Annotated in this window: 17 protein-coding genes and 1 pseudogene; 5 read left to right on the top strand and 13 right to left on the bottom strand. The window is 72.7% G+C overall.

The annotated features are described in order from the left end of the window. Positions 1–46: 46 nt before the first annotated feature. Together R6Y94_RS02450 and ctaD are read left to right on the top strand one after the other, a co-directional pair. Positions 47–502, top strand: coding sequence for a DUF4383 domain-containing protein (locus R6Y94_RS02450; RefSeq protein WP_318394090.1), 456 nt, complete (start codon positions 47–49; stop codon positions 500–502). A 137-nt stretch (positions 503–639) separates the two neighbouring features. After that, the gene (ctaD, locus tag R6Y94_RS02445) at positions 640–2658 is read left to right on the top strand and encodes a cytochrome c oxidase subunit I (protein WP_318394089.1); all 2019 of its coding nucleotides are present in this window, start codon (positions 640–642) and stop codon (positions 2656–2658) included. A gap of 36 nt (positions 2659–2694) precedes the next feature. Here ctaD and R6Y94_RS02440 read toward each other — a convergent pair whose 3' ends face one another. Continuing rightward, entirely contained in the window at positions 2695–3831 is a 1137-nt protein-coding gene (locus tag R6Y94_RS02440; protein WP_318394088.1) for a SigB/SigF/SigG family RNA polymerase sigma factor, read from the bottom strand. A gap of 225 nt (positions 3832–4056) precedes the next feature. Next, entirely contained in the window at positions 4057–5460 is a 1404-nt protein-coding gene (locus R6Y94_RS02435; RefSeq protein WP_318394149.1) for a hypothetical protein, read from the bottom strand. A 197-nt stretch (positions 5461–5657) separates the two neighbouring features. Between R6Y94_RS02435 and R6Y94_RS02430 the strand changes: the two genes are divergently transcribed. Then, entirely contained in the window at positions 5658–6113 is a 456-nt protein-coding gene (locus R6Y94_RS02430) for a hypothetical protein (protein ID WP_318394087.1), read from the top strand. Between the two features lie 43 nt (positions 6114–6156). Here R6Y94_RS02430 and R6Y94_RS02425 read toward each other — a convergent pair whose 3' ends face one another. Together R6Y94_RS02425 and R6Y94_RS02420 are read right to left on the bottom strand one after the other, a co-directional pair. Then, on the bottom strand, positions 6157–8022 hold the full coding sequence (locus R6Y94_RS02425; RefSeq protein ID WP_318394086.1) for a thiamine pyrophosphate-binding protein: 1866 nt from the start codon (positions 8020–8022) through the stop codon (positions 6157–6159). Between the two features lie 16 nt (positions 8023–8038). Continuing rightward, positions 8039–9163 carry a Vms1/Ankzf1 family peptidyl-tRNA hydrolase gene (locus R6Y94_RS02420; protein WP_318394085.1) on the bottom strand — a complete coding sequence of 375 codons (1125 nt, stop codon included), beginning with the start codon at positions 9161–9163 and terminating at the stop codon, positions 8039–8041. Between the two features lie 215 nt (positions 9164–9378). On the opposite strand from R6Y94_RS02420, the gene R6Y94_RS02415 reads away from it, so the two are divergent. Then, positions 9379–9924 carry a hypothetical protein gene (locus R6Y94_RS02415; RefSeq protein ID WP_318394084.1) on the top strand — a complete coding sequence of 182 codons (546 nt, stop codon included), beginning with the start codon at positions 9379–9381 and terminating at the stop codon, positions 9922–9924. Between the two features lie 18 nt (positions 9925–9942). Here R6Y94_RS02415 and R6Y94_RS02410 read toward each other — a convergent pair whose 3' ends face one another. Beyond that, positions 9943–10305 carry a DUF3817 domain-containing protein gene (locus R6Y94_RS02410; protein ID WP_318394083.1) on the bottom strand — a complete coding sequence of 121 codons (363 nt, stop codon included), beginning with the start codon at positions 10303–10305 and terminating at the stop codon, positions 9943–9945. Positions 10306–10604: 299 nt separating this feature from the next. On the opposite strand from R6Y94_RS02410, the pseudogene R6Y94_RS02405 reads away from it, so the two are divergent. Then, positions 10605–11426 (top strand): annotated as a pseudogene (locus tag R6Y94_RS02405) (DMT family transporter); the annotation flags it as partial. A gap of 76 nt (positions 11427–11502) precedes the next feature. On the opposite strand, the gene R6Y94_RS02400 reads toward R6Y94_RS02405, so the two are convergent. From R6Y94_RS02400 to R6Y94_RS02365, 8 genes are all read right to left on the bottom strand, one after another. Continuing rightward, the gene (locus R6Y94_RS02400; protein ID WP_318394082.1) at positions 11503–12462 is read right to left on the bottom strand and encodes a PrsW family intramembrane metalloprotease; all 960 of its coding nucleotides are present in this window, start codon (positions 12460–12462) and stop codon (positions 11503–11505) included. Positions 12463–12607: 145 nt separating this feature from the next. Further along, the gene (locus R6Y94_RS02395; RefSeq protein ID WP_318394081.1) at positions 12608–13780 is read right to left on the bottom strand and encodes a zinc-dependent alcohol dehydrogenase; all 1173 of its coding nucleotides are present in this window, start codon (positions 13778–13780) and stop codon (positions 12608–12610) included. Positions 13781–13808: 28 nt separating this feature from the next. Beyond that, positions 13809–14774, bottom strand: coding sequence for an SRPBCC family protein (locus R6Y94_RS02390; RefSeq protein ID WP_318394080.1), 966 nt, complete (start codon positions 14772–14774; stop codon positions 13809–13811). 229 nt (positions 14775–15003) lie between these two features. Next, complete coding sequence (locus R6Y94_RS02385) at positions 15004–15732, bottom strand: acetate uptake transporter family protein (RefSeq protein ID WP_318394079.1); 729 nt, start codon at positions 15730–15732, stop codon at positions 15004–15006. 199 nt (positions 15733–15931) lie between these two features. After that, positions 15932–17215, bottom strand: a complete 1284-nt coding sequence (locus tag R6Y94_RS02380; RefSeq protein ID WP_318394078.1) for a citrate synthase — start codon at positions 17213–17215, stop codon at positions 15932–15934. A gap of 309 nt (positions 17216–17524) precedes the next feature. Then, positions 17525–19648 carry a sulfatase-like hydrolase/transferase gene (locus R6Y94_RS02375; RefSeq protein WP_318394077.1) on the bottom strand — a complete coding sequence of 708 codons (2124 nt, stop codon included), beginning with the start codon at positions 19646–19648 and terminating at the stop codon, positions 17525–17527. Next, the gene (locus R6Y94_RS02370; protein ID WP_318394076.1) at positions 19641–21110 is read right to left on the bottom strand and encodes a class I SAM-dependent methyltransferase; all 1470 of its coding nucleotides are present in this window, start codon (positions 21108–21110) and stop codon (positions 19641–19643) included. The genes R6Y94_RS02375 and R6Y94_RS02370 overlap by 8 nt, the downstream gene beginning before the upstream one ends. A gap of 16 nt (positions 21111–21126) precedes the next feature. Then, on the bottom strand, positions 21127–21276 hold the full coding sequence (locus R6Y94_RS02365; RefSeq protein ID WP_318394075.1) for a hypothetical protein: 150 nt from the start codon (positions 21274–21276) through the stop codon (positions 21127–21129). Positions 21277–21396 lie beyond the last annotated feature (120 nt).

The following is a 21396-nucleotide window of genomic DNA, read 5'->3' as shown; positions in this document are numbered from 1 at the left end:
CGGGGCGGCGCGACCGGGGAGACGACACACGGAAGGGTCCAGCGCAGTGCACAGAGCCAGTTCGACGGTGACCCGGCCGCACACCGGCCGGTCACCGGTGAGCACCGCCGCGGTCGGGGTCGCGGTCGCCTTCCTGGCGCTCGGCGTACTCGGTTTCATTCCGGAGATCACCAGCGACTACGACGAGCTGCGGCTGGCCGGGCACCGGTCCGACGCCCGGCTCTTCGGGCTGTTCCAGGTCTCCGTGCTGCTCAACCTGGTACACCTGCTCACCGGGGTGGTCGGGCTGGCGCTGGCCCGGACGGCCACCGGAGCCCGCAGCTTCCTGATCGGCGCCGGCGCGGTCTACCTGGTCCTGATGGTCTACGGCAGCGCGATCGAGCAGGACAGCGCGGCGAACTTCCTGCCGGTCAACGACGCGGACAACTGGCTGCACCTGGGCCTCGGCATCGCCATGATCGCGCTCGCCACCCTGGGTGGCCGGCGCCGAACCCGCCGCTGACCCGGGCAGTTGCGCCGGTTTTCACCCGTTAGAGGCAAAGAGAGCGGAAATTGCTGGCCTGCCGGGTTTTGCCGTTCGAATACCGGGTAGCCGCCCCCTCGTCCTAGCTGGCGAATCAGGTACGGGGTGAGCCGGGCATGCCGAAGCGGGTGGTCACCGATCCCGGGCAGCAGCGCGGGCCGCTGGTCCTGGCCCCCGCCCGGTCCGGCGGCTATCCGGGCCCGGTACGCCGGGCGATCCGGGGCAGCACGCTGATCCGGCTGCTCGGCACCACGGACGCCAAGCAGATCGGCCTGCTCTACATGGTCACCGGGTTCGGCTTCTTCCTCGTCGCCGGCGCGATGGCGATGCTGATGCGGGCCGAGCTGGGCCGTCCGGGGTTGCAGTTCCTCTCCACCGAGCAGTACAACCAGCTCTTCACCGCGCACGGCACGATCATGCTGCTGCTCTTCGCCACCCCGCTGGCGTTCGCGTTCGGCAACTACGTGGTGCCGTTGCAGATCGGGGCCCCGGACGTGTCGTTCCCCCGGCTCAACGCGCTGGCGTACTGGCTCTACCTGCTCGGCGGCTCGCTGGTGCTGCTCGGCTTCCTCACCCCGAACGGCTCGGCGGACTTCGGCTGGACCGCATACACCCCGCTGAGCCGGGACCAGCACTCGCCGGGGATCGGCCCGGACATGTGGGTGATCGGGCTGGTCCTCTCCGGGCTCGGCACCATCCTCGGCGCGGTCAACCTGATCACCACCATCCTGACCCTGCGGGCACCCGGGATGACCATGTTCCGGATGCCGGTCTTCACCTGGAACATGCTCTTCACCGCCCTGCTGGTGGTGCTGGTCTTCCCGCTGCTCGCCGCCGCCCTGCTCGCGCTCTACGCCGACCGGCGGATGGGTGCGCACGTCTACGACCCGGCCAACGCCGGCCCGCTGCTCTGGCAGCACCTGTTCTGGTTCTTCGGCCATCCCGAGGTCTACATCGTGGCGCTGCCCTTCTTCGGCATCATCACCGAGGTCATCCCGGTGTTCGCCCGCAAGCCGATCTTCGGCTACAAGGGGCTGGTCGCCGCGACCATCGCGATCACGATCCTCTCGATGACCGTCTGGGCGCACCACATGTTCGGCACCGGCCAGGTGCTGCTGCCGTTCTTCAGTTGGCTGAGCTATCTGATCGCCGTACCGACCGGAGTGAAGTTCTTCAACTGGATCGGCACGATGTGGAAGGGGCAGTTGACCTTCGAGACGCCGATGCTCTTCTCGGTCGGGTTCCTGGTCACCTTCCTCTTCGGCGGGCTCACCGGGGTGCTGCTGGCCAGCCCGCCGGTGGACTTCCACACCACGGACACCTACTTCGTCGTCGGCCACTTCCACTACGTGCTCTTCGGCACCATCGTCTTCGCCGCGTTCGCCGGGGTCTACTTCTGGTTCCCCAAGATGACCGGCCGGCTCCTCGACGAACGGCTGGGCCGGGTCCACTTCTGGACGATGTTCCTGGGCTTCCACGGCACCTTCCTGGTGCACCACTGGCTCGGCAACGAGGGCATGCCCCGCCGGTACGCCGACTACCTGCCCACCGACGGCTTCACCGTGCTGAACACCTTCTCCACGATCAGTTCGTTCGTGCTCGGCGCCTCCACGCTGTTCTTCATCTACAACGTCTGGAAGTCGTGGCGGTTCGGCCGGATGGTCGACGTCGACGACCCCTGGGGATTCGGCAACTCGCTGGAATGGGCCACCACCTGCCCGCCGCCGCTGCGCAACTTCGACCGGATGCCCCGGATCCGGTCCGAGCGGCCCGCCTTCGACGCGAAGTACGGCCCGCTCGTCGCCGACCTCGGCCGGGACCTGCCACAGCGGTCCACCCGACCGCCCCAGGAGGTCCGCGACGAACTGCGGCACGAGGAGCGCCACCCGGAGGCCGAGGTGCCCGCCCCGGAGGGGGCGCACGGCGCCGAGGCCGCGGTGGCGCACCACCCACCGGCCCGGTCCGGTGCCCGCCCGATCGAGGTGCCGGAACCCGACGAGGTACGCCGGCCGGCGTTCGAGCCGAGCCAACCCGACGAAGACATCGACGACGCTGCCCGGGGCGGCTCGGAGAGCCCACGGTGGCGCACCGGGCGGACCCCTGGCGACCAACCGGAAGAGGAGGACGGTCGATGACGACGAGCGGCGTACCAGCGGCCCCCGGCGCGCCGGTCAGTCCGCGGGCAGCGCGACCAGGCCGGCGGCGCTGAGCGAATGCTGCACCACTGGTTGCGCCCGAGCCAGCCGCCACCGGACTCCGGCCCGGTGCGCGGCGTCCCGCCCGGCGACCAGGGCGGCCAGCGCCGGTCCGTCGAGCTTCGTTACGTCGGTCAGGTCGATCGCCACCTCCGACGGATGCCGGTCGGCGACCGCCTCGACCACCGCCTGGCGCAACTGCTCGGCGGTGTCCCGGTCGATCTCCCCGGTCACCTCGACCACCACCCGCTCCCCCACCTGGCGCACCGAGAGCCGGGCCGGCTGGCCGCCGGCCTCGGCCCCGCCGGCCTGCCACGGCGACGGCGAATCGGCGAGCATCGCCTGCCGCAGCCAGGTGAGCGCCCGGGAGAGCAGCCGGGAGACGTGCATCTGCGAGATGCCGAACCGGGCGGCGATCTCGGCCTGGGTCTGGTTGCCGTAGAACCGCATGGCGAGGATCCGCCGCTCCCGCCAGGGCAGCCGGCCGAGCAGCCCGCTGACCGTCACCCGGTCATCCACCGACTCCAGGTCGGTGTCGGACTCGCCGACGAGGTCGCCGAACTCCGCCGAACTCTCCCCGCCGACCGGCGCGTTCAGCGAGGCCGGACTGTAGCCGGCCGCCGATTCCAGCGCCGCGAGGATCTCCTCCTCCGGCGTCTCCAGCCGGGCGGCCAGCTCGGCCACGCTGGGCGAGCGGGACAGCTCGCTGGTCAACGCCGCGGTCGCCTGGCCGACCTCCAGGATCAGGTCGCGCAGCCGCCGGGGCACGTGCACCCCCCAGGTCCGGTCCCGGAAATGCCGCTTGATCTCGCCCACGATGGTGATCGCGGCGTACGCGGTGAACGAGCCCCGTTCCGGGTCGTACCGGTCGACCGCGTTCACCAGGCCCAACCGGGCCACCTGTTCCAGGTCCTCCAGCGGTTCACCCCGGCCCCGGTAGCGCCGGGCCAACCTGCCGGCGAACGGCAGGGCGAACCGGACGAGGTCGTCCCGAGCCTCCTGCCGGCGTTCCGGCGGCAGGCCGGCGATTCTCGCCGCGTACGCCAAGGCGGCCGCGTCCAGGTCCTCCAGCCCACGCTCGGCCGGTGGTGTGGTCGTGATCTGTCCGAACATCCGCGCCTCCCTCAGGAAGGTCCCCCGCCCGGGATGCGAATCCGGTCATCGGTGCCGTACGGAACGTCACCTCGCCGGAAGCGAACATGTACCGAAACTGGACGGATGAACGCCCGCACACTCCGCTGCGCAGCACGATTGACCAGTAGCGTCAGCGTTCTTCCCGCCCTGTAGGTACTCAATCACGGGACGTGACGTCCGCGAGGAGTTTTGCGATCAGGGGGATCAGCAGACCAGCAGCCCCTGCGGGGCGCCGCTGGCCCGCAGCCCGGCCAGCGCCTCCACCACCCGCAGCGGCGCGGGCGCCGGCAGGTCGTAGGGCTGGTTCCGGAGTACCTCGGTGGCGTGCCGGGTGGCCACCGAGGTCACCGGGTAGCCCCGGGCGGCGACCCGGTCCACCGCCCGGCGGAGGCGCCCGAACGAGGCCACCGCGAGCCACTGCGGCAGCCCCGCCAGCGCCGGCGAGCGCAGCCCGGGCGGCTCCGGCAGTACGTCCAGCGAGCTGAACGGCGCGCTGCCGGCCAGCCACCACTCGGCACCGGTCACGCTGCGCGCCGTGGCGTTCTCGCACCAGTACGGCACCAGCCCGGCCCGGACCACCTGCCACGGGTCGATCAGCCGCCCGCACTCCACCACGCACCGGTCGCCGCTCTTGCCGGCCCCGCGCAGCCACCACCGGTACACGTCCGCCGCGGCGGCACTCAGCGCGTCCGGACCGGGGAAGAGCACCCGGTGCAGCGGGCTGCCGGCCCCCCGTGCCCAGTCCAGCAGGCTGGTCTCGAAACCGGGCTCGACGCCCTGTTCGGCGTACCCGGGGCGGTCGCCCTCCGGCGCGTCCCAGCTCGCCCCGTCACCGCCGGCCCCGCGCAGCACCTGACCGAGCAGATCGCTGCCGGCCCGGAAGTCGGCCGGCTCCAGCCCGCTGGCCGGGCCGCCGAGTTGGAAGCTGTGCCCGTCACCCGAGTCGAACACCGGCCAGGTACGCACATCGCGCAGCAGCAGCACCGGAGCGCCTGGCGCCAGCCGGCTGCCGAGGAACTCCCGGTACGCCTCCGGCAACGTGTGCCAGCGGACCACCAGGGACACCGTCGAGCCGGCCAGTACGCCCCGACCGGCCGGATCGTGCACCTGCCGCACCCGTACCCCCGGATTGCCCCCGATCAGCCGGGCCGCGATCCGAGCGCCGTACGCAAACGCCTCGACCGGTCTGTCCACCCGGCCGTCCGGCCACTGCACCGCCACGTCGAAACCGGCCGGCAGCCACGGCACCCCCATCGCGGTGGCCAGGTGGATCGCCCCGCCGTGCGGCGAGCCGATCACGACACCCGGATACCAGCGCGGCGGATAGTGCCCAACCATCCACCGGGCCACCCGGCCGGCGTCGAACGCACCGGCCTGCTCGGCGGTGAGCGCGGTGCGGGTGGCGGCCCGGGCCAGCGCGGAGCGGCGTACCGCCTCCGGCGCGCCCCGGAAGCGCGACAGCAGCGGGTGGTACCCGAGGTCCGCGCAGTCCCGGCCGCGGACCCCGCGGGACGCCACGGCCAGCAGCACCCGGCCAGTACTCTCCGGCGACACGATGCGGTCCGGCTCCGGGAGCCCGGACCCGCCCGCGGCCAGCCACTCCTGCATCTCCCGCACCGGGCTCACCTCCCTCGTCCGCGCTGCCCGGGCCTTCCCGTCCCGATCGCGTCTAAACGGGCGGTCAGCAACCTCGCGGGCGCAATTCGGAGGACGGCCGGTTATGTCCGGCCGCAGCGCCTCCGGCCCGCCACGCCCGGTGCGGGTCGAGTTGCCCCGGGCGGGCCGGAGCCGGATGATCGAGGGCTGTGCGCCAGTTGAACTTCGGGCCAGCCGGCGGCCCCCGGTACGCCAGCTACTTTGCCATCGCCGTCGTCCCGTTCGCCCTGGTCGTGACGGCGATGGCCGGCTGGCAGGCAGCGTCGGGCGAGGGGCTTCGGCCGCTCGCGTTGGCGACCCTGGTGACCAGCCTGGGCGGCCTGTTGATGGCGGTCGGCCTGCTGCTGGCGGAGCGGCGGAGCCGGGCCGGACGGTCGGCGGGCCCGGACGGGATCCGCACCGGGCGGCAGAGCGTGCTCGCCTGGACCCGGGTCGGCAGGCTGAGCCTGCACAGCGGGGCCGGCGACCAGCGCCTGCTGGCGGCCTGGCCGACCGGGGCGCGCACCCCGGTCTGGCTCGGTTCGGTGGACCGGGCCGACGTGCCGGCCGAGGAGGCGATCCGGCTGGTCGAGCAGTGGGCCGGCCGGCAGGTCGAGCGCGCCTGATCCGGCGCTCAGAACTGGCGAACCGACCCCGCCATGGTCACAGTCAGACCAGGTCGGCGCCGTTGGCGGCGCGTTCGGCCAGGGTCTGGGCGCGGCCACGGACCGCCGAACCGGCTCCCTCCGCGACCCCGCCGGCGGTCAGGGCACGCAGGTCGGCGAAGGGCTGATCCGGTGCGTCCAGCGGGATCGACGGGTCGACCACCGCCTCGATCAGGGTGGGCCGGTCGGCGGCGATCGCCTCCTCCCAGGCCGGCCCGATCTGGTCCGGCCGGTCGACCCCGATGCCGTGCAATCCGAGCAGCCGGGCCCAGCCGGCGTACGGAATGTCTCCGGCGCGTACCGCCTCGGGTGACGGCATCCCGGGCGCGGCCGGCCGGTCCAGGTCCGGCCAGGGTGCCCGGACCGCCCCGGTGTCCGGCCCCCGCTCGGGCTCGCCGCCCCGACCGGCCCGGTCCTCGTTGTTGAGCACCAGCAGCACCAGCCGGGGATCCGGCCACTCCGGCCAGTGCTGGGCCACGGTGATCAGCTCGGCCAGTCCGCCGGACTGCATCGCACCATCGCCGAGCAGCACGAAGACCGGCCGGTCCGGCTGGGCGAACTTGGCCGCGACGGCGTACGGCACCGCCGAACCTACCGAGGCCAGCGTGCCACAGAGGTGTGCCCGGACTCCGGGGGGAAGTTGGAGGTGCCGGGCGTACCAGTAGGTCACCGACCCGACGTCCACCGCGACCGAGGCATCGACCGGAAGTCGCGGCGAGAGTTCCCGGAGCACCAGCCGGGGGTTCAACCGCGCGGTCCGCTCCTCGGCCCGGGCGTCGCACTCGGTCCGGGCCCGGTCGACGGCCCCCTCGATCATGCCGCGCCAGTCCCGGTTCTGCCGCTGCGGCACCCGGGACAGCAGCGCCCGCAGTGTCTCCCGGGCGTCGCCGATGAGCGGGATGTCGATCGGATACCGGCTGGCCAGCCGGCTGCCGTCGATGTCGATCTGCACCGCCGTGGCCTGCCCCGGCACCGGGTAGTAACCGGTCCACGGGTCGTTGGTGCCGACCATCAGCAGGGTGTCGCAGCCGGCCATCAACTGTGCGCTGGCCGCCGTGCCGACCTGGCCCAGCACGCCCGTGTGGTAGGGCAGCCGCTCGTCCAGCACCGGCTTGCCCAGCAGCGAGGTCGCCACCCCGGCGTCGAGCCGGTCGGCCAGTTCGACGATCTCGTCGGCGGCGCCGTAGCCGCCCTGGCCGACCAGGATCGCGACCCGCCGCCCCGCGCCGAGCAGTTGGGCGGCGGCGTTCAGGTCCTCATCGTGCGGCACCACCCGGGCCGGCGGCAGGCCGGGCGCCGAGGCGAGCACGCCACCGCCGTCGGGGTGTGGCATCCCGTCGGGTACGGCCTGGCCGAGCAGATCGTGCGGCACCACCAGGCAGGTCGGGCTCCGGGTCGAGACGGCGGTACGGATCGCCTGGTCGAGCAGGTAGGGCACCTGCTCCGGCACGGCGGCGGTACGCAGGAACTGGGCGCAGGCGTCGCCGAACAGCCGGGGCAGCTCGATCTCCTGGTACGCGCTGCCCAGCGCGCTGTACGTCTGCTGCCCGATGATCGCGACCATCGGCTTGCTGTCCAGCTTGGCATCGTAGAGGCCGCCGAGCAGGTGCAGCGCGCCCGGTCCCTGGGTGGCCAGGCACACTCCGACCGTGCCGGTGTACTTGGCGTGCCCGGCCGCCATGAACCCCGCCGCCTCCGGCTGCCGGGACGGTACGAAGCCCGGATCGCCGCCAGCCCGGCGCAGCGCCTCGACGATCAGCGCCACCCCCTCGCCGGGTTGCCCGAACACCCGGGGCACCCGCCAGGCCCGCAGCCGTTCGACCAGCAGGTCGGCGATGGTCCGGTCCGCCGTCGCCGTGCTCGTCCGCACCGTCGACCGCCCCGGGTCAGCCATTGCGACCTGCCGGGGTGCTGGCGTCGACGTAGCGCAGGACGGCGCCGACCCCGTCGGTGAGGTCGGGCGCCTGCTCGGGGCCGAGCACCGTGACCCCGGCGTCGGTGCCGACCAGCGCGCGGACCAGGGCCGCGTCGGCGCGTACCCGCAGTGGCTCGGCGATTGACATCGCCCGGAGTTCGTCCGGACCGGTGGCGATCTCGGTCGGCTCCGGGCCGATCCAGAGTTCCTCGGTCGAGGAGGGGTCGTCCACGATCAGCATCGTGTCCACCTGGCCGCGTTGCAGTGCGGTCACCACGGCGTCCAGGCCGGCGCCGACGTCGCGCTGCATGCCGAACTTGTCCATCGCCACGTCGGTGTGCGCGGCGGCGACCTCGGCGATGGCCTGCACGGTGACGTCGTCCAGGGCGGTCTGGTCGGCGCCGGCGGCCGGGAAGCCGGCGTCGGTGTGCACCACCCGGTCCTGCCAGAAAACCGGAAGCTGTGCGGCGAGCAACTGCCGGGCCCGGGTCTCCCCGGCGACCACGATCACCTCGGCACCGACCCGCTCGGCCAGCGCGGCGGTGGCCGACGCGGCGTCGCCGGCGTTGCGCTGCCAGGCCAGCTCGGCCGCGTGCTGGAAGTGCGGCTGCGACCAGCCACCCGGCTGCACCTTGCGCAGCGGCCACTGGTTGCCGCCCTTGACGTGCGCGTGCCGGGGTACCCCACCGGCGCTCACCGCGGCCACGTCCGCGCCGGTGCGGCTGGCCAGTACCCGGACCCAGGGCACCTGCTCGCGGCGCTGGGCGACCAGCGGCATGGTGTGCGCGACCGGCCCGTGCGCGGCGATGTCCTTGCGCGGCGGTGCGGTGAGGTACTCGGTGAGCACCGCCTCGCCGCCGGTGGCGAACGCGGCGAGTCCGTAGTCGCCGGGCATCGGGTCGTGCCCCCGGATCACGGCGTCGAGGGCCGCCACGTCGCGCGGGTCGGTCCGCTGCTCAGCGAGCCGTTCCTGGAGGGCCCGCCAGCGCAGGTCGAGCGCGGGATGGGCGTCGTGGGTGTCCCGGGAGGCGTCCAGGTAGACCGACGTCCACGGGCCGGGATGGGCACAGATCGGACGCAGGAAGGACAGCTGCATGGGTCGTCCCCTCTCCAAGGTCGTGCCGGGGTTACCCACGCCGGTCGGCTTGTCACCTGAGCGCGCCGCCGGGAACCACCGGGTGTCCGGAAGCGTCCCCAGCAGCCAGGAGTGAGCAGTTCGTCACATCACGTGAAACTGATTCACTCATTGCGGGTTCATTCGCCATGATCGATACAATTTGTGCTCGGGAGCGGACTCTCGGTGGTGAGCAGATGGACGGTGAACTGTTTCCCGAACGGGTCGCCTGGCGTCCCGGACCGGTCATCACCGGTCACGTCGTACGGCTGATGGAGGGTTACTCCCGGGAGATCCGGGTCGGGCAGCCCGTCCTGGTCGCCGTACTCGGCACGGCGGCGGTGGTCCGGGTGGCGCTGCTGCTGCTCGCCTCGGTGCTCCGGGCCGGTGCCGGTGCGGGCGCCAGACGGAAGTGGAAGGAACTGCGCAAGGGGCCGGAGTTCCTGGTGACCCCGCTGAGACTGCGGGACGGCGGTGGTGTGCTCTGCGAGATGGAGATCCACGGACACCTGCCGCAGAGCGCGCTGGAGCCGGCGGACCACGTGCAGGTGACCGTACGCTCGCAGAAGGACGCCGGGCTCGCACCCCGGGTGGAGCGGATCGTCAACCTCACCACCGGACAACTGCTCACGCCACGTACCCCGACCCTCTGGTCACACCTCGGGCCGGCACTGCTGTCCCAGGCCGCGATCGGCCTGCTGCTGATCGGCGCGCTCGTCGCCTGGCTCGCGCTGGGACGCTAGCGCGCACCCCGGACGGGCTCAGGGTCGGGCCGCGTCCTCCAGCGGCCGGTCGGCTCCGGCCGGCTGCCCCGCACCGGTGCCCGAGCCGGTGGAGGAGACGGTCAACAGGCCACGGCGCCGGGCCCACCGCTCGAAGCCGAGGGTGGCGAACGGCGGTACCGCGCAGACCAGTGCGACGCCGACGGTCAGCCAGCGCCACCGGCCGAGCCGGGCCACCAGCAGGACCAGCCCGACGTACGCGAGGAAGAGTCCACCGTGCACCGGGCCGAAGATCTGCACCCCGATCTCGTTGCCGGGCGGGCCGTACTTGACCGCCATCCCGACCAACAGGGCCAGCCAGGAGATCGCCTCGGCGACCGCCGCCAGCACGAACAGTCTCACCGCCGTACGGTGCATCCGCTCCCCTCCCGCTGGTCCGCATCGGCGATCCCGCCGGCCGACCGCTTGAGATCCGGTCCGGCTGACAGCTTAGGCGACGCCGCCGCCCCGGCTGTCCGGACCGTCCTCCGCACCGGCGCGGCACCCCCTCTCGGGGAGGAGGTTCTCCCCCTCCCGGGTGAACCGGGCGGCATCCTTCTACGCCCAGCGGCGTACGGGTGATGCCCACCACGGGGGGACGCCAGGAGAGCGGCTACGGAGGATCATGAGGTCATGACGATTCATGGTCCCGGGGACCGGCCGTGATCGCACTGACACTGGCGATCGTCCTGTCGGTGGCCTCGGCAGCGGCGTACGCGGGCGCGGCGGTGCTGCAGGAACGGCTCGCCACCCAGGCCGGACCGACGGGGGACGCAGGGCGAGGCTATCTCGGCACCGTCCTGCGCCGGTCCGGCTGGTGGCTGTCGGTGGCGGGCAACGGCGCGGGCGCCGCCCTGCACGTCGCCGCGCTGGCGTACGGGCCGCTCTCGGTGGTGCAGCCGCTGGGCGTACTCACCCTGGTGCTCGCGCTGCCGATCGCGGCGGCCGCCATCGGTCGCCGCGCGTCGGCCCGGCAGTGGTCCGGGGCCGCCGCCACGGTGGCCGGCCTGGTGCTGCTGCTCGCGCTGACGCTGCCCGGGGCGGGCGACCACGACCTCCTGCCCGAGCAGGGCTGGGCGCTGGCCGGGGTGGCGACCGCGCTGGTGGCCGCGCTGGTACTGGCCGGCCGGGCGAGCCGGTCGGCGCTGCCGCGCAGCCTGCTCACCGCCACCGCGGCCGGGATCGCCTTCGCGGTGGCCTCCGCACTCACCCAGCTCGTCTCCGGACTCGTCACCGACGGCGGCGCGGTGTTCGCCACCGCCGGCCTGGCGGTGGCGGTGGCCGGGATGGCCGCGGCCGGGCTGCTGCTGTCCCAGGTCGCCTACCGGGGCGCCGGGCTGGGCGCACCGCTGGCCACCGTCACGCTGGCCAACCCGGTCGCCTCGGCCGCCATCGCCGTGCTGCTGCTCGGGGAACGGACCGCGGGCGGCTACTGGGGCGGCCTGGCCGCGATGGCCGGTGCCGGCCTGGCCGCCTGGGGCGTGCTGCGACTCGCCTCGACCGACCAGCTCCCGCCGCGCCGGCGGCGGTCACGGCCGGGGCGCCGGGGTCCGGCGCGGCTCAGGGGCGCGGTGCCGATGCCCTGCCCGAACCGGTCGGCACCCGCCAGCCGCTCGTCGGCCGCCCCGGTCCGCGCCGGGCGGACCGCCACAGCACCACCAGCCAGACGACCCCGATCACGGCGACGAGCGCCAGCCCAAGCCCTTCCAGCGCCGGCATCAACACCGCCTGGACCGGGGTCGGCTGGCCCAGCGAACCGTCCAGGGTGAGCAGGCCGCGCGCGCCGGTGAAGAACAGGGTCAGGTAGAACGCGATCGTGTGCATCGCGTCCCAGAGCGCGTGCAGGATCGCCACACCCAGATAGGCGAAGAGCAGCCGCAGGCCGACCACGAAGTGGTCCCGGCCGCTCGGCGCGAAGAGCACACCGCCGAGGATGGCGGTCCACAGCCCGTGCCCGACCGGCGCGACCAGGCCACGCAGGATCTCCGTCTGCACCACCTGCACCACCGACAGGCCCTGCACGGTGAAGAGCGCGATGAAGGCGTACCCGGCGGACTCCAGTGCGGAGAAGCCGAAGCCGACCGCGGCGCCGAGGATCATCCCGTCCCGGATGCTCTTGGCCGCGAGATGCCGGGTCAGCAGCGCCAGCGCGGCCAGCTTGGCGGCCTCCTCGATCAGGCCGACCCCGAGGAAGAGCAGCACCGACGGGCGCAGCAGGTACGACTCCAGCACGGCCGAGGCGAGGATCCCGAGTACGCCCCCGGCGAGGAAGGTGCCGAAGACCGCGCTCACGGTGACCTCGCCGGTGTCCCGGCGCTGGAACGCCCAGGCCACGAAGGTCACCGGCACCAGGAAGCTGCCGAGCAGCACCAGGGTGGGCAGCAGGGTCGGGTTCCCGGTGAGGAAGATGACCACCACCGTGGCGAGCCAGAGCGCGAGGCCGACCAGGAAGATCCGCAGCCACTGGCGGCGCGGCGTGACCGGCAGCGCCGCCGTCCACTGCCTGCCGACGCCGTCCATCACGCCTCCGCACGGTCCGCCGCACCCCGGTGGCCAATCCGGGGCGTACCCGCTGCGGGTGGGGTCGAACGTGCCGTTGCGGCGCGCCGCTGGTCCGGCCGAGCGACCGGGACAGCGCCTCGCGGCGGTCGGGCCGGGGTCCGGGTCACGCCCTGAGTACGACCTTGACGCACTCGTCCGCCTTCTGCCGGAACATCTCGAAGCCGATCGGCGCGTCCTCCAGCCGCAGCCGGTGGGTGATGACGAAACTCGGGTCGACCTCGCCACGGCGGATCCGGTCCAGCAGCATCCGGGTGTAGCGCTGCACGTGGCACTGCCCGCTGCGCAGCGTCAGCGACCTGTTCATCAGCGAACCGATCGGGAACTTGTCGACGAAGCCCGCGTACGCCCCGATCACCGAGACCGTGCCGCCGTTGCGACAGCTCATGATCGCCTGGCGCAGCGCATGCGGCCGGTCGGTCTCCAGCCGGGCCGACTGCTTGACCCGGTCGTATCCGGACAGCACCGCCGACGAGTGGTGCCCCTCCATGCCGACCGCGTCGATGCAGGCGTCCGGGCCCCGGCCGCCGGTCATCTCGCGCAGCGCCTCGACCACGTCGACCTCCTCGTAGTTCAGCGGCTCCGCGCCGGCCCGCTCCTGCGCCATCCGCAGCCGGTACGGATAACGGTCGATCGCGATCACCCGCTCGGCGCCGAGCAGGTATGCGCTGCGCATCGCCAGCAGGCCCACCGCACCGGCGCCCCAGACCGCGACGACCTCGCCACCGGTGAGCCCACACATCTCGGCACCCATGTAACCGGTCGGGAAGATGTCGGAGAGGAAGAGCACCTTCTCGTCGGACAGGTCGTCGGGGACCTTCAGCGGTCCGACGTCGGCGAAGGGCACCCGGGCGTACTCGGCCTGGCCGCCGGCGTACCCGCCGAGCATGTGCGAGTAGCCGAAGAGGCCGCCCGGCGAGTGCCCGAGCAGCTTCTCGGCGAGTCCCGCGTTCGGGTTGGAGTTCTCGCAGAGCGAGTAGAACCCGGTCTGGCAGGCCCGGCAGTTGCCGCAGGCGATCGGGAACGGCACCACCACCCGGTCGCCGATCCGCAGGTTGCCGACCTCCGGCCCGACCTCGACCACCTCGCCCATGAACTCGTGGCCGAGGATGTCGCCGTGCTTCATCGTCGGGATGTACCCGTGGAAGAGGTGCAGGTCGGAGCCGCAGATGGCGGTGCTGGTGACCCGTACGACGGCGTCCCGGGCGTTCAGGATCCGCGGCTCGGGCACCTCCTCCACCCGGACGCTCTCCCGGCCCTGCCAGCAGTTCGCCTTCATGCACCACCTCCGGTCTGCGCGCGGTCGGTCAGCCGGACGCGCGCCCGGCCCGGGGCCGCGCCGGTTTCTGGAGTACCTGCTGCGGGGTGGCCAGCCCGGCCGGGCTGCCGTCCGAGCGGACGACCTCCCCGGTCTCGATGACCTGCTTGAACCGGCGCAGGTCGTCCCGGATCTGCTGCCCGGGTTCCTCGCCGAAAAGCGCGGCGACGGCCCGGCCCACCGCCCCGCCCGGCGGCGCGTACGCCAGGTCGACCCGGACCTCGGTGCCCCGGCCGCCGGCCGCGCGGGCGAACCGGACCCGCCCCGCGTTGGGTACCCGGGCACCACGCGCCGAACGCCAGGTGATCATCTCGCTGAGGTTGTCCTCGACCAGTTCGGCGTCCCACTCGATCCGCCGCCCGCCCGGGCCCCGGACGGTCCAGTGTGACCGCCCGTCCCCGTCGGAGCGGACCGACTCCACGTGGTACATGAACCGGGGCAGGTTCTCGAAGTCCCGCCAGAACCGGTAGACCTCGTCGGCCGGCCGGTTGACGGTGACGGTGGCACTGGCGCGCAGCGTCCGACGCCGTGCCCCGGCAGAGCGCCCGCTCCGCAGCGCGGCCAGCACGTCGACGGCGGTGATCCCGGCGACGGCGCCCAGGGTGGCGGCGACCCGCTGGAGGTGTTCGCCGCGCCGGTGCGGCAGCGCCCGGGCGAGCAGTAGCAGGTCCAGCAGGTCCCCGGCGACCCGGACCCAGGCCCAGCCGGCCGGCCGGCCGGCGAACAGCAGCCCCGGGACCGGCACCAGTTCCCGGGCACCGATCGCCCGCAGTACGACGGACGGGGCCGGCGCCGGGCCGTCCAGCCCGACCAGCCTGCCGACCTGGTGCGGCGCCGCGAGCGCCGCGACACCGAGGCCGAGGCCCAGCAGGCCGAGCGCGCGTGGCAGGAGTTGGCCGTCGCCGTCGGGCATGTCCAGCGTTCCGCCGGGCGTGTCCAGCGGTACTCCCCGCATTGTTCCCCCGTTCACCGTCGCCCGGCCGTCCTCGCCCGGCCGTCGTCGCGGACGCCGCGCACCATCAGGCTATCGGGCTGAACCCGAACAACCGTCGCAAAGCGGCAAACCAGCCGCACCGGACCCGGGCGGGCACCCGGGGTGGGCGCCGGGAGCGGACGGGCTCCGGCCTGTCGTCCGGAACCCGTCCGTGCGGCGTGTCGGGCCGGCACCGCCGCCGGCCGGTCGACTACTGGCCGACCTTGATGCCGGGCTCGCCCGCCATGAACTGGATGACCTGGCGCGGCTCCCGGCCCGGCACGTTCGGGCCGCGCAGCTTGCCTATCGGCAGGATGACCCGCCGGAAGGTGCCCTCGAGCATCATCGCCGTCGCGGTGTACCAGGCGACCACCGCGGAGGCGATCAGGATGTAGGCACCGGCGGTACGCCACGGCGAGATGTCGGCGATCTGGCCGACGGCCAGACAGGTCGCTCCGGCGGCGAGGGTCGCCAGCACCAGGGTCAGTCCGATGTTCTCGGCCAGCGCGGCGAACGCGCCGGACCAGGTGATCGCGGCGAGCGCGGCGAACCAGAAACCGAGCGCCACGAACGGGGTCGGCTGGACCAGCACGCCGATCGCGATCAGCAGGTAGAGGATCCCGTAGGAGAGCCAGAACGCACCCCAGATCCCGTGCATCGCGGTAGCCAGCCCGTCACGCGCCCGGTACGCCCACATCCCGGCCAGGAACTGCGCGAGCCCGCCCAGCATCGCGGCGAACGGGAACAGGAACGTCTGGGTGGTGGTGTTGCCGTACCAGCCGGCAAGGTTCGTGGCGACGACGAAGGTGGCGGCCGCGTAACCGAAGAGTCCCAGGATCGATGGCGCGGCCACCGGCTGCAGGGAGATCTGCGCGTGGTTACGCCAGAATTCGAACTCGCCATCATGACTGGGTTGCGCCGAACGTGACATATGGGTCATCACAGGCTCCTTCTACGCAGCGGTTCGCACCGCTTTGACGCGGTCGGGCACGTGGCCACCGCCGACTACCCGATGTAAGCGCCATTACACGGAAGGTCGACTTCGTCCGCCGCCGGGCGGCCCACGACAAACCGGCCGCCGGCGCGCACGGTACGCGTCGACGGCCGGTGAACGACCGGGCCTTACGGCCTGGGCTGGATCAGCGCTTCTCGACCGGTACGTAGTCCCGCTCGGCGGGGCCGGTGTAGACCTGCCGGGGGCGGCCGATCTTGGTCTCCGGGTCCGAGATCATCTCCCGCCACTGTGCGATCCAGCCGGGCAGCCGGCCGAGCGCGAAGAGCACGGTGAACATCTTGGTCGGGAAGCCCATCGCCTTGTAGATCAGCCCCGTGTAGAAGTCGACGTTCGGGTAGAGCCGGCGGGACACGAAGTAGTCGTCGGCGAGGGCGATCTCCTCCAACTGCATCGCGAGGTCCAGCAGCGGGTCCGGCTTGTTCATCCGGGCCAGTACGTCCTGGGCGGCCTTCTTGACGATGGCGGCCCTGGGGTCGTAGTTCTTGTAGACCCGGTGCCCGAAGCCCATCAGCTTGACGCCCGGCTCCTTGTCCTTCACCCGCCGGACGAAGGCCGGCACGTCGCCGCCGCCGGCCCTGATGTCGTCGAGCATCTCCAGCACCGCCTGGTTGGCGCCGCCGTGCAGCGGACCGAACAGCGCGTTCACCCCGGCCGAGACCGAAGCGAAGAGGTTCGCCTGGCTCGAACCGACCAGCCGGACGGTGGAGGTGGAGCAGTTCTGCTCGTGGTCGGCGTGCAGCACCAGGAGCATGTCGAGCACCCGGGCCACGACCGGATCGACCTCGTACGGCTCCGCCGGCACCCCGAAGGTCATCCGGAGGAGATTCTCGACGTACCCGAGCGAGTTGTCCGGGTAGAGCATCGCCTGCCCGATCGACTTCTTGTACGCGTACGACGCGATGGTCGGCACCTTGGCCATCAGCCGCACGGTGGAGATCTCCACGTGCTCCCGGTCGAACGGGTCGAGGCTGTCCTGGTAAAAGGTGGAGATGGCGCTCACCGCGGAGGAGAGCACGGCCATCGGGTGCGCATCCCGGGGGAAACCGTCGAAGAAGCGCCGCATCTCCTCGTGCAGCAGCGAGTGCCGCCGGATCCACTCGTCGAACTCGGTGAGCTGTGCCGTGGTGGGCAGCTCGCCGTAGATCAGCAGGTACGACACCTCCAGGAAGGAGGACTTCTCGGCCAACTGCTCGATCGGGTAGCCCCGGTAACGCAGGATGCCCGCGTCGCCGTCGATGTAGGTGATCCCCGAGGAGCAGGCCGCGGTGTTGACGAATCCGGGGTCGTAGGTGACGTACCCCGTCTCTTTCAACAGGTTGCCCGTGGCGATGCCGGCTGGGCCGTCGACCGCGGGCTTGACCGGTATCGACAGCTGGCCGCCCGGGTGGTCGAGTTTGACATCCGTCATGTGATCCTCGCTTCGCCGGCAGAATCTACGTTGAATTGCCTTCACTTTTTACGGTAATCGTGCAGGGTAGCCGAGGACCTCGGGTGGTCGACCGGTGAGTGATGGATCACGCTGGTCACACGTTTGCCGCCGGGACGAAACCTGCTATCCGCTGCCCCGACGCCGAAGTCCCGTCCGGGGGCGCATTGGCCGCGATCATGGGAGCCGGGTCCCGGCCGGGCCGGCGCGGATGGTCCCGGCACACCCGCCGGCGGCCGTCGCCGGCCGGGCCGATCCCCAGGTCAGACCGGGCCCGGCCGGCTGGACGGGTCAGTCGCGCAGTGGGCGCAGGGTGCCGGCGTCGGTGACCTGGAACACGTCCACGGTGTTCCGTCCCGGCAGGAAGAGCGACTCGTCGGTCACCAGGGCGCCGAACCGCTGCCCGCCCGGGTCCGGCGGCACCACCGGAGCCACCGCACCGATCCGGCCGTTGACCGCCACCGCCAGCAGCGCCCCGTTCGGTACCGAGTCGGGCACGGTGCCGTAGACCAGTGCCGGCAGCCGACCACCCGTTTGGTCAATCTGATCGAAATCGGACCGGTTCCGTACGGTCACCGAGCCGGCCTCCGGGCCGAGTGGAAGCTCGGCGACGGAGCGACCGATCAGGTCCGGTCGAGGCTGCGCCGGCAGCACCGGGCCCGCCCGACCGGCGACCACGTCGGCGAAGACACCGGCCGGCACCATACGCGGCTGCCCCGGCTGGTCGTAGTAGTGCTTGTCCGCGGGAGCCCGGGTGGTACGCAGCGCCGAGGCGCCGTCGGTCCGCCACGGCACCTCGACACCGGCCAGGTCGGCGACGGTCGGCAGCAGGTCGACGTGCTCCCAGTTCCGGTCGTCGACCGCGCCGGCCCGTTGCCCCGGCCGCTTCACGAAGAGCGGTACCCAGAGCACCTCGCCCGGCACCCGCTGCACCGCGCCCAGCCCGCGCCCCTGCACCCCCGGGGTGAAGCTGACCCCGTGGTCCGCGGTGAGCACCACCAGCGCGTCGTCGTAGAGGCCGGTCTCGTCCAGCCGGCGCAGCGTCTCGCCGAGCAGCCGGTCGGTGTACTCCACTTGCAGCAGGTACCGCCGGTAGGCCAGTTCGACCCAGCCGTCGCCGTCGTTGGGCATCCCGTCCGGTGAGCCGTAGCGGATCCCGGAGGGCAGGTAGTTGTACGGCGAGTGTGGCAGCAGCAGGTGCAGGAAGTGCAACGTCGGCCGGACGGTCGGCCGCAGGGTGGCGAGGAAGTCGGCGAACCGGGCCGGCTGGTTCTCGTCCAGCGCACCAAAGCGGAACTGCGGGTCCGTCGGCGGCGGATCGTCGGCGTCCCCGGCCTCGCGCCGGGTGATCTCCCGGTACGAGTCCTCGGGGTCGCGCTGCCCCGTCTCGGAGGGCGAGACGATCTGCTGCAGCAGGGTGGCGCTCTCCCGCAGCAGCGTCGGCAGGCCGCCCCGGGCGGATCCGGCGGCCCGGTCCGGGCAGACCCGTGGCGGGCAGAGCTGGGTGATGCTCTCCTGGGCCTGGATCTGGTACGGCCCGGCGAACGCCGTGAACAGGTTGTCCGGATAGCGCGAGTGGTGCGGCGCCTGCTGCTCGCCCGGATACCGACCGGTCAGCATCGCCGGCAGCGCGTACGGGGTGTAGCCGCTCACCCCGGTCGCGTTGCGGTACCAGGTCGACTCGCCGGCCAGCCGGGCGAAGTTCGGGTAGCGGCGGGCGTCGATCGCGCCCGACGCGTCGAGCAGGGAGGTCAGCGGAAACTCGTCCAGGATCAGCATCACCACCGGCGGATGCCTGACCCCGCCCCGGCTCGCCCCGGCGCCCGCCCCGGACCGCTCCCCCGGCAGCACCACGGCCGAGGCGGGCGAGGCGAAGACGAAGAGCAGTACGAAGACCAGTGGACCGACCGCGGCGACCCGGAGCACCTGGCCGGTGACCTGCCAGCGCCGGTACGCGTACGCCCCGGCGGCGCCGCCCGCCACGGCGAGCACGACCAGCGGCGCCCCGCGTACCGGGGTGAGTTGCTTGCCCACCTGGATCGCCAGCGCGGCGAGCAGCAGGCCGAGGGTCACCGTGTGCAGTACCGCCCGGACCGCCCCGCCCCGGGCCGGCCCCGCGACCCGGCGGCCCAGCAGCCCGAGCACCGCACCGGTCCCCCACAGCACCAACGGCGGCAGCACGGTGTACGCGGCCACCAGCAGCAGGATGTCCCGCCGGCCGGCGCCGTGGAAGAGGAAGAAGTCCGGGCTCTTTCCGGTCACGTCCAGCAGTGGCTGGGTGATCACCAGTCCGCAGAGCGCCACGATCTCCACCAGGGCCCGCGACTCGACCCGACGCCTTGACCCGGCCAATGGGGCGGCGTCGGTCGGTGGGGCGTCGTCGGGGGCGGGCCCGGCGGCAGCGGGCTCAGCCACGCGGCGTCCCGAGGTAGAGGGTGCGGGTGCCGGACGGCAGTTCGAGCCGGCGGACGATCGTGCACCGCTGCCCGAGCAGCCGCTCGAACTCCTCCCGGCGGTAGTCCGGGAAGAGGCCGGCCGGCTTGTTCGCCAGCAGCCGGGCCGCCATCGGGTCGTCCGGATGCACGAACTCGACCACCAGCCGGCCGCCGCCCTCCGCCGCCGCGAGCAGCCCGACCAGCCAGTCGACCACCTCGGGCAGCGGGACGTTGCGCCCGATGGCGAGATGGTGCACCACGGCCAGCGCGAGCACCGCGTCCGCCTCGGCGCGGGCGGCGAAGGAACCCCGCTCCACCCCGCGCCAGCCGCCGCCCGGTGACGGGTCGGCCAGGTCCATCACCAGCGGCAGCACCCGGCGCTCGCCGTCGGCCCGCAGCCGGCGGTAGAGCTGGTCGACCACGGCCGGGTCGCTCTCCACCGCGACCACGTAGTCGGCGTACCCGGCGGCCAGCCGCGAGTACGTGCCGTCGTTGGCGCCGAGGTCCAGCACCAGCCGGGACCGGTTCGGCTCGGCCAGGGCCTCGGCGACGAACCGCTCCTTGGCCTCCCGGTCGGCGGTCGAGTAGGTGCAGGTTTCCCGGTAGCCGGACCAGTGGCTGGCCGGCGGCTGCCAGTCGAGCCGGCCGACCAGCTTCTCCAGCGCGCGCAGGGTGGCCAGGACCAGGTCCCGGGAGAAGCCGGCGTCCTTCAACTCGGCCCGGACGGTGCCGGTGCTGGCGGCGGCGTACCGGGACTGGATGGCGTCGTGCAGGTGCACGTGCTTGAGCACGCCGGCCCGGAACCGCCGGGTGCCGCCGAAGAGCTTGCGCAGTTCGCCCGCCTCGATGCCGTCGATCCGGGATCGCAGCCAGGGCTGGAAGTCCAGCCCCAGATGTGCCTGGAGCAGCAGCGGATAGAGCAGGGTCTGGCAGAACTGCCGGTAGCCGGCCCACGGCTCGCCGTCCCGGGCCGGCTCGAACGAACCGATGTCGATGAAGACCGGCTCGGCGCCCCGCCACTGGAGGTTGTACGCCGAACCGTCCTTCGTGGTGAAGCCGGCCGGTACGGCCGTACGGAGGATCTCCAGGTGCAGCAGTGCGGCATCCCGCAACATGGCGAAGGACCACTCGTACGGGTACGACACGAACGGGATGCGCTCGTGCCGGAGTACGGTCGCCCACTGCTCGGCAGCGCTCGCCGGCAGTGTCGCCGGGTCGACGGTCTCGGTGCCGCAGACCTTACCGTCGGCGAGCAGCCGGCCGAAGAACTCTGCACCGGCGAGTGCTCGCCAGTCCTCGGCGGCCTGCGGGCCGAGGCCCCGGAGGACCTGGCCGTCGGCGTGGAAGACCCGGTTCGCCGGGTCGCGGAAGGAGCCGGGATCGGCTCGGGGAACGGAATCGGGGGCGCTGGACGTTGCCGGGACGGGAGGTGGTGCGACCATCGGGTGTGGACCGCCCTCAGTCCTGCTTCGAGGGCTGCTTGCGGAACCGGCTGGTCAGTCTGCGCCAGTAGAGTTTCGCCGCCACCGCGACCCCGGCGACGCCGCCGACCACGGCCTGCACGATGAGGCTGCCCGATCCCGCGTCCAGGTAGGCCAGATGTTCCATCTCCCGGCTACCTCCCTTTCTGTCTACCCCCGTACCCAAAAAAGAGCGCCGTGTCCGGCCGCCTGCCCGGACGACCCGACCCGCGCGCACGACAACCACGCCGACGCCCCGCAACCCACC

This window comes from Plantactinospora sp. KLBMP9567, from assembly GCF_033446045.1.
Lineage (GTDB): Bacteria > Actinomycetota > Actinomycetes > Mycobacteriales > Micromonosporaceae > Plantactinospora.
The sequence above is the reverse complement of the archived record's forward strand: the minus strand, read 5'-3'. Positions and strand labels throughout refer to the sequence as shown.